Genomic DNA, 11,324 nt, shown 5'->3' with positions numbered 1-11,324 from the left:
CCAATACATCTTCGAAACCATTGAGGAGGCAAAAGAGCAAGCAACTGAATGGCTCTGGACTTACAACAACGAACGACCCACATGGGCATCGGCGGCATGACACCCGCCATGAAACTGAAAACAGCCGCATGAATTCTACGGCTGAGCCCCATTAAAAATGGGGGGATTACCACGGCAACCAACTGACCTTGTCTTACAGGCTTTGCTGATGGCCGTCTGGCGACGCAAGCCAAAGCAGACCGTGCTGATCCACACCGATCAAGGTTCGCAATACACCAGTCGAGATTGGGCTGCATTTCTACAGGCCCACAACCTTGAACATTCAATGAGCAGGCGCGGTAATTGTCATGACAATGCGGTCGCCGAAAGCTTTTTCAACCTGCTGAAACGTGAGCGCATACGGAGGCGCTCCTACAAAACTCGTGAGCAAGCCCGACAAGACATCTTCGACTACATCGAAATGTTCTATAACCCGAAACGCAAACATGTCAGAAACGCGATGCTGTCGCCCGTCGACTTCGAAAACAGACAGTCAAACGTCAAACAAGAAGGTGTCTAGGAAACTAGGGGCTATTCAGACGCCGTGCTTGCGGCACAGCTCCTTTGCACCAAGCCCCGCCTGATGCTTCTTCAATATCCCGATTATCTGCTCTTCGATAAAACGGATTCTCTTCATCACCTGCCCCCTTGTTGGAGAACTGGCTTACTATAAGCACCAGACCTTTCAGGGGATCAGGTCAACCGGGACAAACGAGTTGTCCCAATGGCCATCTTTGGCCCTCCATTTTCCTAACTATAAAGGAGGGTCAGCTTGTGAACGTCATGAAACTGGTCTCAGGCAGACGCTTGCAAAGAGCGGTTATTATATATGGCATGTCTTCTGCACGCATATCCTTGCAAATTTTTCACACCTATCGGGACATTGCTGCGCAATGCCCTCTGTGCCAGCGGATGATCGGTTTGCCTTAAAAGGCTACACGTGCTTCAACACTAACCGCGCAAGCGTTTGGACCAAATGCAATATGAACCTTCAAGCCTGAGCCGCTGTTATCCGAGCTTGTGCAAGTTAGCCCGCCCAGTTTGGCAAGAACAGCACAATCGAGGGAAATGCGATCAGCATTGCGACGATCAGCAAGTCGACGACAACGAACCAGAAAACACCGCGAAAGACTGTGGTGAGAGATGCGGTATTTCCGACCACGCCCTTGATAACGAAAACATTCATCCCCATCGGCGGTGTGATCATGCCGATCTCGAGCAACTTCACCAGCACGACACCAAACCACAACAGGCTATAGCCCGTCTCTTCGACCAACGGCATAACGATGGGCAGTGTCAGAAGCATCGCTCCTACGGGCTCCAGCATCATGCCAAGCACAAGATAGACCACGACGACCCCCAGCATAATCAGCACCGGCGACACGCCAAATGCTAGGATCGAAGAGGACAATGCATCCCCGATTCCGGACAGGGCCAGAAAGCGGGTGAGCAAGCTGGCACCAACTGCGATAATTAGCAACGCTGCGGTTGTTGTAATGGTTTCGACCAGCGCCATGCGGATCGCCTTTAGGGTTAGTGTCCGGTACAAAGCTGCGACCAACATGGACAACAGCGCACCGATTGCGCCGGCCTCTGTGGGGGTGAAGGCCCCGCCGAACAAACCTGCAAACACTCCGATAACGATCAACAGGACAGGCCAGGTTTGGCCCAAGGCTTTGATCTTTTCCGCCCGCGTTGCCTTGTTGCCGTTGATTGGCGGGGCAAGCGTCGGATTAAGCTTCACGCGGACGATGATGAGCAAAACATAGGCTGTCAGAGTGATAATCCCCACCACAAGACCGCCCAGGAACAGCTGGCTAACAGATTGGCGCGCAATGATGCCATAGAGGATCATCAGGATTGAGGGAGGTATCAGCGCGCCAATCGTGCCCGCAGCCGCAACCGTACCTGTCGCCAGTTCCGCGCTATAGCGGTTGCGCATCATTTCAGGCACCGCGATTTTGCCCATCGCCGCAGAGCAGGCAACGGATGATCCTGTCACCGCCGCAAACCCTGCGCAGCCAAAGACCGACGCAATCGCCAAGCCTCCGGGCAGGCCCGACAGCCAGACTTGCGCGGCGCTGAACAACCCTTGGGTCAGACGCGTGTGATAACAGATAAAACCCATCAACAAAAACGCGGGGATCGAGCTTAGAACCCAGCTGTTGGCAAAGTTATAGGGCACAATTCCGAGAGACCCCCATGCAATGTTCCAGTTGAACATCGACCACAGGCCTCCAAAAGACACCGCAATAAGTGAAACGCCAATCGGGATGCGCATCAAGATCAGAAAGAAGAGAGCGCCGACAAACAGGCCAGCAATTTGAAGTTCAGACATTTGGCTCTTCCTCTGACAGGTAGGGGTCCTCAACGACAAGGCCACTCAGGCCACTCTCCTTGCCGGTGATCATGGCGATTGCCTTCCAGATCGCGACAAGGGACATCATGCCAAAGCCAACGGGGAGGAAGAAATAGGTTGGCCATGTAATGACCTTGCCACCGGATTCGATTGAATAAGCCCCTGCCGCATATTTCCCGAGCGCCTCTTGGCCCGTGCGCACAGCCACTGCCGCAGTTACGATGGCGGTTATGACAGTCGCGACCAGCAACAAGGCAGTCTGGAGTTTGGACGGGAATGTCTCGACCAATAGCTCGACTGCGATGTGGCTGTCTTTTTGCTCAACCAAGCCCAGCGGCAGGAATGCGATTGCGACCATATAAAACGCCGAGACATACAGAATGGTCGAATCCAATGGCTTCTCGAAGACAAAGCGCATCGTCACGTCCGCCGAGACATGAGCCACCATGCACAAGACAAGGATGCCCGCGAGACCGGATGCAGCCGTATTGAGCCAAGATATTATCTTGCCGATGGTTTTCATGAAAAAGCCCTCATTCAACGCAAAAACAGGATTGGGGCACCCGCCTGTCGGGGTGCCCCAAGGCGTTACTTACTGGCCGTAAGTTGTAGCATCGACCTTCGAGATCACTTGATCCCAGTACAATTGCTGCAGCTGATCCTTGGTTTCGATGTCTGCAACCAGACCGTACCATTTTTCCAGCAGCGCAGGGAAAGCAGCGGCAATTTCATCTGCACGGTCTACGCCGTATGTTTCCTTGAAAAGAGCAGAAACTGTTTTGAGGTCCTGATTAACAAAGTCTTTGACCGCAGTCTTCAACCCGTCTTCGGGCTGGAAGATGTTGATGCCTTTGTCTTTGGCATTCTGGATCGCAGTTGCGTCATCTGAATAAAAGCCCCACGTCACGCCAGCGGTCATGTGGCTGCCAGCCCACAGAAGTGATTTGCGATCTTCGTCGCTCATCGCTTTCCAGCGATCTGCGTTGATGTTGGCTGATGCAACACCCGCAAATGCACCACCAGGCACGCCAAGCGTGATGTCCGTGACAACTTCGTGCAGGTTATAGTTCGTCAGTTCCGGCGCGCTGAGCATTGCGCAGTCAAGGATACCCTGATCCAACGCCTCATATACTTCGTTCACAGGCAGGCGCACACCCTGAGCACCGAAATGTTCGGCAAAACGTACAAAGCCTGCCCCGCCAGCCCGCAAACGCTTGCCTTTAAGGTCTTCGACAGAGGTAACTTTCACGTCTTTGCACAGCAGGTTATAAAGCGGAGTAACGCCGCCGCCTGTGTAAACCTGATTTTGTGCTTTGAATTCTTCCATGCACTCAGGACAGTCGTTGAATGTGTATTCCAACATCGCGCCAGTGAAGGCCAGCGGCTCTTTGCCATTGGGATTTTCTGCCAGATTGATCAGCAGGTTCATCTCGTGCAGGAACAGGTTTGTACTATACTCAGCAGCAAAATACGGTGTCAAAACAAAGCCGACGTCCGCCAGACCATCACGCACACCCGCGTTGGTTTCAGGCAGGCTTAGCAGTGTCATCGGAAATCCGGTAACGTCGATATCGCCTCCCGAACGCTCTGCGAGCGCCGCGACGTAGCCGTCAACGGCTTGGCCGATAGCCGAAGTGTTCGGATAGCCATAGGCAAAGTTCAATCTCTCTTTGGCGGCCAGCGGTCCGGCTGCTGCAACGGCCATCCCCATTGTTGCTACGGCCAGTAAATTGGATTTCTTCATGCGCGTCATATCTGCTCCTCCCGAGCGTTGATCGTTCTGAATGTCTGCCGGATCATGTCGGTGCTTTCGATGGACAGCGAAGCGTGCAGGTGTTCCCACATACGCCTGCCACGTCCCTCCCAAAGACATTCCGGCAAAAAACATTCCCATCAGTATGTTTATAAACCTACGAGACGAAGGAAGTGTCAAGGCACCTGACCAAAACCTGTCTTGATTTTTGAAGTCGGACGCTTGCACAGTGCGGCAGGAAACTGCCTGCTCGGGGCTGTTGTCACTTGAAACTATGTAGATCGAGCCTGCGAAACGGATGCCAAATGAATGTAAGCGACCCCGAACTTACCGCGCGTCAGAAAAACAATCGACAGCAGATCATTCAGGCTGCGGCCGTTTGCTTTATGAAATACGGGCTGGAAAAAGCCACGGTAGATCACATGGCAAGCGAGCTGGGCTCGACCAAGGGGCGGGTATATCACCACTTTGCATCCAAGGACGAGATTTTCTTCGCAGTCTACCGGCAGGCGATGCAGTATTGTTTTGATGCTGTGTTGCCGATTGTCAGCCGCCCCCTGCCCGCGCATACGAAATTGTTGGCGATGGCGCAGGCCCATAGCAGGGTCATGATGGACACGCTGCCGTTCCAGCGCAGTATTCGTCAGGGGGTGAACAGCTACCTGCACGGTCCCGAACTGGGCGCAGATCGCGAGGTCCTGAACCAGCTGATTGCCCGCCGCAATGAATACGAAGGCCTGTACCGCGCGGTCCTGCAAATGGGTCTGGAGGACGGCACACTGTCGGTTCCGGACGTCGCCATTGCAGGGCGGGCGATCATGGGCGCGCTCAATTCGCTGGTGGATTGGTACCGCGTCCGTCCCGAGCAAAGTCAAGCAGACAGGACGCAGATTGCCGATACACTTGCGAAAACAATCATCAACGGCATATTGCCCTAGATCATGTCGCGCAAAGCTTTCTTGATGATCTTGCCATTCGCGTTGCGCGGCAGCGGCTCGGCTTTGAAAGTTACAAAATCGGGCGTTTTGTAATCTGCAAGATGCGCTGCGCAATGCGCCTTGACCATTTCAGCGTCAAACAGCGGATCGGTGCTGTGAACGAAAACATGCAGCTTTTCACCCAGCACGGGATCGGGCTGCCCGATGGCTGCACATTCGATCACAGCGTCATGGGCCATCAGCGTGTTCTCGATCTCGGCGCTGTAGATGTTATAACCGCCGCGGATAATCATATCCTTGCTACGGTCGTGAAGACGCACGAAACCCTGCGCATCCCGCGAGCCGACATCGCCGCTTTTCCAGAAACCATCCTGAAATTCCTCTGCGGTCTTCTTGGCATTTTTCCAGTACCCAGGCACGACCATCGGGCCTTTGATCCAGATTTCGCCATGCTCATCAGGTTTGGCATCCTGTCCTTGCGCGTTGACAATGCGTATTTCGCCACAAGGCACCGTAATGCCGACACTGTCTGACCTTTCAGCGCCCAACCCCAGCGGCAAAATGGTCGCTGGTGAGGTAAGCTCGGTCGCGCCATAGGCGTTCACAAGGATCAGATCAGGTAGATTTTCGGCAAGCTGCTGTATGGTGGATTCAGCCATCGGAGCACCGCCATAGCCCCCGATCCGCCAATGGGACAGATCGTAGTCAGCAGTGTTGCACCGCAGCAAAAACAGGTTGTACATCGCTGGAACCATCAGCGTTTGCGTAACCTTTTCACGCGCAGCGAGCGCAAGGAAATCATCCGCTTTGAAGGCCCGCATGATGACACTGCACCCCCCTGTGCGCAGCATGGTAAACAGCGTTGCGACCAAACCCGTCACATGTGACGCGGGCACCGCCAGCAGCGACCTCTCATCGGATCCCAGCTCCATGCAAAGTTCGAAATGCATGGCTGAATGAATGATGTTGAGGTGGGTTAGCATCGCCCCCTTGGGCTGCCCCGTCGTGCCGGAAGTGTACAGGATGACAGCCGTGTCTTCTTCATCCAGCTCGACAGGCGCGACAGATGCGCCATTTACCGCCAGCGTCTCGTAGGTCTGCGACCCTGCTGCGGCACCGCCCACGCTGAACCGGTGCTTCAAAGCGGGAACGTCCGCAGCGGTGGGAAGCTTTTGCGCAATATCAGCATCATGAACAACAACAGCAGCGCCACAATCGTTCAGAATGTGTTTCAGCTCGGGCGTTTGTTCACGCACATTGATCGGGACAGCGATCGCACCAATGCGAATAGCAGCAAGCAATACAATCAGGAATTCCGGTCCATTCGCCAACAGCAATGCGACGCGGTCACCTTTGGCAAGACCAAGCCGCTCCAGACCACCTGCAACTGCGGCAATCTGGCTATCAAGCTGGCCGTAAGTGAAGCGTAGATCATCGCAGACCAATGCTTCGCTCTCGCGGTTGCCGGCCACTGTCTGGTGAACCATAAAATTGATGTCTGATGGTCGGTTGGAGAAGCATTTGATGCCAGCCCGACCAAAATGTGTCTCACCTGAAATCAGGTCCGTTATCGCCTTGGGCCAACTTTGCATGAACGATCCTCCGAGCTCATTTTGGACACACAGTTGCAATCTCGGAACCCGAGATTCAACCGATAATATGGACGGCCAGAATCTTATGTGGTCACACGTCGTTGAATTTACGTACAAAACTAGCGTTGCAACACCAGCGTTTGCGCAGTGCTAACGTTGGTGCGCGCCGCAGCAGATAACGTCCTTGCGCCCTGCCCGCCGCCGTAGCGATGGCAGGCGACCATAGCACACCGCCGCCTTTATCGCCCCTTCCCACCAGATTTCTTTCCATTCCTCATCTGGGCCATGGACGGCATCAAACCACATAATCCCAAATCTTTTTCGAAAACGGCTTCCTGCACAGGATCAAAGAAGCAATTAAGCGTGTGTTGGTTTTAATCAAACACCGCGACATGCGGTTTCGCCTTGGTGAAATCGTCTGTCACCCGTTTGGTCTTGAGGAAATCGACGTGATCAATGGCGATACCCCGATCCCGCGCCGGCAAGACATCGCGAACCGATTTCAGCACCATCTGAAGACAGATGGCGGTTTCGATATGTTGATCCCCGGCCCCAAGTACAGCAGGCACAGGGGTGCCCCTGACAGCCCCACCCCATGTCATCCACCTGTCCCGCTGGTGGAATCCTGCGGTCGAATAGCAGTGCAACGACCGCGTTCACCGCATTGGTCAATCGCGGCCCGTGTCCTTTTATATCCCCTTGGCAGTGCAATCGGAGCTGGGTGTTCAAAGCTTTGACAGCCCACTTCAAAGGCTGATGCAGCGCAAACAGCGGCTGGCAGAACAGGCGCTTTGGCCGATGGAGGACTCCCAAGCCGATGTGAGCAATCTCACGCAGGCAGTGGCACAGCCGAACCGCGCCAACATACGGCCATCGCAGGCAATATGGTCGAACCGATTAATCGGGACGGCTTGCCCCCTACCAACCCTAAATAAGAAGGAGCCTACGAACTGTAACCCACATCGGTATGAACACAGATATTGCGCGTCAATGTTCGTGCCGACGCTTGGGTTTGAGGTACGGTCAGCGCCCCTCAGCAACGACATCTTGTTGAGCGATAGCGCGACCTGCACCAAGGTGATGCCAAGCCAGAAGAAGAACAGTCGCGCCCGTGGCAAGAACGACAACAAGCGGGCTTTTCCACAAGATCAAGACAGCCAACAGAAGCCTCAGCGCGATTTCGGGCCGATTGATATGCGCTTTGTCGAAGCGCGCCAATGCCGAGGCCAGCAGGTAGAGCGACAGCGCCAGACGGAGCAGCAACAGAGCTAAATGCCCCCAATCCGTGTGGCGGGAATATCCTTCTAAAAGAACCCTTTGACCGGCATCGTTGGTGATGGTTACCGCCTCTTCGATCAACAGGATTTCGGGATACCAGGCAAAGACAAAGGGAATGGCGAACATGACAATCCCGACCCGCACAGCGGCAATGCCCGTGCGCATAGGCTCGCCGCCCGTGATGGACGCAGCGGCAAAGGCCGCCACGGCCACGGGGGGCGTAATGGCCGATGCAACGGCGAAGTAGAACACGAACATATGTGCGGTGAAGAAACTGACGCCAAGGTTTGCCAGCAACGGCCCCAAGAGAAGGGCAACGTTCACATAGGCAGGGACGGTCGGCATTCCCATGCCCAGCAAGATCGCGCAGAACATCGCACAGGTCAGCGCCAGCATCAGATAGACCCCGCCGACAATCGGAATTTCCAACCCGAACAGGCGCAGCATGTCTGCGTTTTCCAGCCAAGTGGTCACAGCGCGGGTCAATTCGCCCGTCAGGCCGCTTTCATTCAGAAACGCGGCGATGATGGAAACGGCAAATAGCAACAAGAACAGGCGCGAGATAAGGATGCCGCCTTCGCCAAGCGAAACAAGCACCTTGGACGGCTGCGCCCGCGTGTGTGGATCAAGGAACAGCAGCGGGATCAACACGGCAACTGCCCACCACCCCGCCGAGGTCGCATCACCTGTGGCATTCACAATCGTTTGCAACACGCCGCTGCGCTCTGTCACGACGCGCACACCGCCCCGCAGCTCGGTCTCTGCGCCCAGAATCCAGCCCATCGGCCCCGCGCCAACCGCGTCTTTGTTGCCCAGCAGCAAAAGCAGGATGGTCAGGATCGGCACGAAAATGATGATTAGGTTGATCCAGTCCTGACGGTGCATGACCAGATCGTCAGGCACCTTGCGCATGGCGTCTACCTTTTCGCGGCGGGCTTGAAACATCACGGCCAAGAAGATCGAGAAGAAGAAGCACATCGCAGGCAGGAAGGCCGCCGTGATGACTTTTGTGTAGGGAACGGCGGTCAGTGCCACAAGCACGAAGGCCGCAACCCCCATGACAGGCGGCATGATCTGCCCCCCGGACGAGGCCGCGGCCTCGACCCCACCTGCGAAGTATTTGTTGAACCCGTTGCGGCGCATCATCGGGATGGTCAACCGCCCTGTGGACAGCACGTTCGTCACCGGACCGCCTGTAATCGTGCCGAACATCGCAGATGATACGATTGCGGCGTGGGCTGGACCGCCGCGCAGGTTACGGGTCAACCGCACCGCCAGTTTGATAAGCGAGGTGCCCCCTGCGGAGGTTCCAAACAAGGCGCCCAAAATCACATAGGGGAAGACTTGGTTCACGACGATATCCATAAATCGCCCCATAAACCCGTCGGGCGAAATAAAGATATTCGTCGCCTTCTGCGTCGCGGCAGCAACCACATCCCCGCCGTCCGCGCCCAACTTTGTCAAAAGGAAGTTATTGTCCGACAGATCGAACACCCAGATCAGCGTGGTGGCGACCGTGTAGAGCACAACGATGCTGGCCACGACCACCAGCGGCAGCCCCCAGACCCGCACGTTATACAGGAAAAACAGCGTGATGATCGTGAACAGCAGCGGGATCGTCCAACTGCCAAACCGCGACTGGCAGGATGGGACCTCGGCATCGAAAGAGATGCCCGGGATCACATTGGACCGCTCTGCGGCTTCGGCAATAAGCCGTGCGCGTTCGCCTGTGATCTGGTCGATCAGACACACGCTGTCGATTTCAACAAGATAGCCAAACGCCCCAAGGGCCGCCCCAAGCAGCAGGCCCGCATCCAGCAACAGACCCAGCCAGGCTTTTTGCGGTTTCTCGATCTTCCACGCGCGGTAGATGCTGGCATCAAACACAACGATGGTCATCATCAGCATGAACATCGGCGGAAAGAAATACTCGGTCGGGAAGCCCGAAACACGAAAGAACGGCTGGCCTGTCAGCTCGCGCGCCCAATTTTGCAGGTCCGCGATCTCGGGCATGGTGTTCAGCATCCCGAAAAAGACCAGAACCAGCGCGAGTGCGATGGCTATGCGCTCGGAAGTCGTGCGTCGGGAAATCGTGGCATCGGTCACGGTAAGTCCTGTTCGGTATGTTCGGGGCGGGTGTGGGATGGTCCGGCGCGAAACGCCGGACCTGATCGTTTACGGGCGCAGGCAGTCGGCAACCGTATGGCCAGCGGCCTCATAGGCGCGAATGGCGCCGGGGTGCATTTTGATCTGCACCGCGCCACATGCGCCTTGGCTCACGCCGTCAATATCACCGAAGGTCAGCGCGAGGTTCGGCCCGACGGGGGATCCTTGCTCGAAACGGTCCTGCGCGCCAAGAAACGCGGTCACGATGTCAAACGCCAACTGTTCGTCCATGCCACCTGATGTGATCTCGGCGAATGCGGTGACATAGCTGTCAAAAGTATCGTCATCGGTAACGATTGTGATGTCATTGCCCGCATAGGCGGCGCGGTATTCGTCGACCGGCATCGAAAACGGCGCATGGCCCGGGGCCGCAACAATCTGCTGGCCAAGTTCGCTTGCAAGCAAATCGGAGGGCACGTCATAAAGCGTCGTACCTCCCGCTGCCGCGAGCTGAATTTGGCGACCGGACGGGATGCCATCGGGCGAGGTCCATGCATCGGCACCACCGCCTGTGATGGTTGCAACTGTATCGGGCCAAGGCGTCTGAATGCCTTCATAGCCCTTGCCGTCTTGCAAACCAGACAACAGCTGCGCCATCGCACGGCCGGATGTCAGGGCCGCACCGCGTGGCGGGCCGTTCCAAATGCGCAGCCCGTCAAGCTTGCGGATGTCTTCGATCGGCGCAGAGTTGTAATGGCCGAAAATCTGGTGTGATCCGGCGTGGAAAAACAGAGCCCGAATACCATCGGCCAGCTTGGCCCCCTCTTCGGCACCGACACCGCTGTAGGGGCCAATGCCACGCGACAGAAGGAACGGCAAAATCATCGGCGCAGAGGCCATATCAAGGCGACCTTCCGCGACAGCCTGAACCGAATTGGTCAGCGTCGCACCTTCGGTCACCTGCACTGTGGCCACGCCCGCGCTATCAAGGGCGGCGGCCAAAGTTGTGTCTACGTAATGCGGCGAAGACCCCACGCTGGAGGTCTCCGATGTCAGTGTGACCTGTGCGGCCACGGCAAGCGGCGCCAATGCGACAACCGCACCTGCGAGTGCAGATTTCATCATTATTTTCTCTCCCTATTATGCGCCCCTCCCGAGACGCAGCACCCTGTGTCCGAGGGTGCTGCGAAAAAACGTTGCAGAATGTATATGACTTGTCACCTATTATTTTTCTGTGTTTAAGTCCGAGCGGGAGATTT

8 protein-coding genes and 3 pseudogenes are annotated in these 11,324 nt (G+C 55.9%); 3 read left to right on the top strand and 8 right to left on the bottom strand.

What is annotated here, in order from left to right; translation table 11 throughout:
* Both ABMC88_RS13075 and ABMC88_RS13070 read left to right on the top strand, forming a co-directional pair.
* A pseudogene (locus tag ABMC88_RS13075) lies at positions 1–132 on the top strand (integrase core domain-containing protein); the annotation flags it as partial.
* A 40-nt stretch (positions 133–172) separates the two neighbouring features.
* A pseudogene (locus ABMC88_RS13070) lies at positions 173–559 on the top strand (DDE-type integrase/transposase/recombinase); the annotation flags it as partial.
* Between the two features lie 18 nt (positions 560–577).
* On the opposite strand, the pseudogene ABMC88_RS13065 reads toward ABMC88_RS13070, so the two are convergent.
* The 4 genes and pseudogenes from ABMC88_RS13065 to ABMC88_RS13050 all read right to left on the bottom strand — a co-directional run.
* Positions 578–676 (bottom strand): annotated as a pseudogene (locus tag ABMC88_RS13065) (transposase); the annotation flags it as partial.
* Between the two features lie 390 nt (positions 677–1,066).
* Entirely contained in the window at positions 1,067–2,377 is a 1,311-nt protein-coding gene (locus ABMC88_RS13060; RefSeq protein ID WP_349577337.1) for a TRAP transporter large permease, read from the bottom strand.
* Positions 2,370–2,921 carry a TRAP transporter small permease gene (locus ABMC88_RS13055; RefSeq protein WP_349577336.1) on the bottom strand — a complete coding sequence of 184 codons (552 nt, stop codon included), beginning with the start codon at positions 2,919–2,921 and terminating at the stop codon, positions 2,370–2,372. Before ABMC88_RS13055 ends, ABMC88_RS13060 begins: the two co-directional genes overlap by 8 nt.
* 69 nt (positions 2,922–2,990) lie before the next feature.
* Positions 2,991–4,331, bottom strand: coding sequence for a C4-dicarboxylate TRAP transporter substrate-binding protein (locus ABMC88_RS13050; RefSeq protein WP_349577335.1), 1,341 nt, complete (start codon positions 4,329–4,331; stop codon positions 2,991–2,993).
* Between the two features lie 125 nt (positions 4,332–4,456).
* Between ABMC88_RS13050 and ABMC88_RS13045 the strand changes: the two genes are divergently transcribed.
* Positions 4,457–5,089 carry a TetR/AcrR family transcriptional regulator gene (locus ABMC88_RS13045; protein ID WP_349577334.1) on the top strand — a complete coding sequence of 211 codons (633 nt, stop codon included), beginning with the start codon at positions 4,457–4,459 and terminating at the stop codon, positions 5,087–5,089.
* Here ABMC88_RS13045 and ABMC88_RS13040 read toward each other — a convergent pair.
* The 4 genes from ABMC88_RS13040 to ABMC88_RS13025 all read right to left on the bottom strand — a co-directional run bounded on the left by ABMC88_RS13040 (position 5,086) and on the right by ABMC88_RS13025 (position 11,190).
* Complete coding sequence (locus ABMC88_RS13040; RefSeq protein ID WP_349577333.1) at positions 5,086–6,576, bottom strand: class I adenylate-forming enzyme family protein; 1,491 nt, start codon at positions 6,574–6,576, stop codon at positions 5,086–5,088. The genes ABMC88_RS13045 and ABMC88_RS13040 overlap by 4 nt on opposite strands.
* 479 nt (positions 6,577–7,055) lie before the next feature.
* Complete coding sequence (locus tag ABMC88_RS13035) at positions 7,056–7,250, bottom strand: hypothetical protein (protein ID WP_349577332.1); 195 nt, start codon at positions 7,248–7,250, stop codon at positions 7,056–7,058.
* A gap of 454 nt (positions 7,251–7,704) precedes the next feature.
* Complete coding sequence (locus ABMC88_RS13030) at positions 7,705–10,065, bottom strand: TRAP transporter fused permease subunit (RefSeq protein ID WP_349577331.1); 2,361 nt, start codon at positions 10,063–10,065, stop codon at positions 7,705–7,707.
* A 69-nt stretch (positions 10,066–10,134) separates the two neighbouring features.
* On the bottom strand, positions 10,135–11,190 hold the full coding sequence (locus ABMC88_RS13025) for a TAXI family TRAP transporter solute-binding subunit (protein WP_349577330.1): 1,056 nt from the start codon (positions 11,188–11,190) through the stop codon (positions 10,135–10,137).
* Between the last annotated feature and the right edge of the window lie 134 nt (positions 11,191–11,324).

Source organism: Sulfitobacter aquimarinus (assembly GCF_040149565.1).
Classification (GTDB): domain Bacteria; phylum Pseudomonadota; class Alphaproteobacteria; order Rhodobacterales; family Rhodobacteraceae; genus Sulfitobacter; species Sulfitobacter aquimarinus.
The sequence above is the reverse complement of the archived record's forward strand: the minus strand, read 5'-3'. Positions and strand labels throughout refer to the sequence as shown.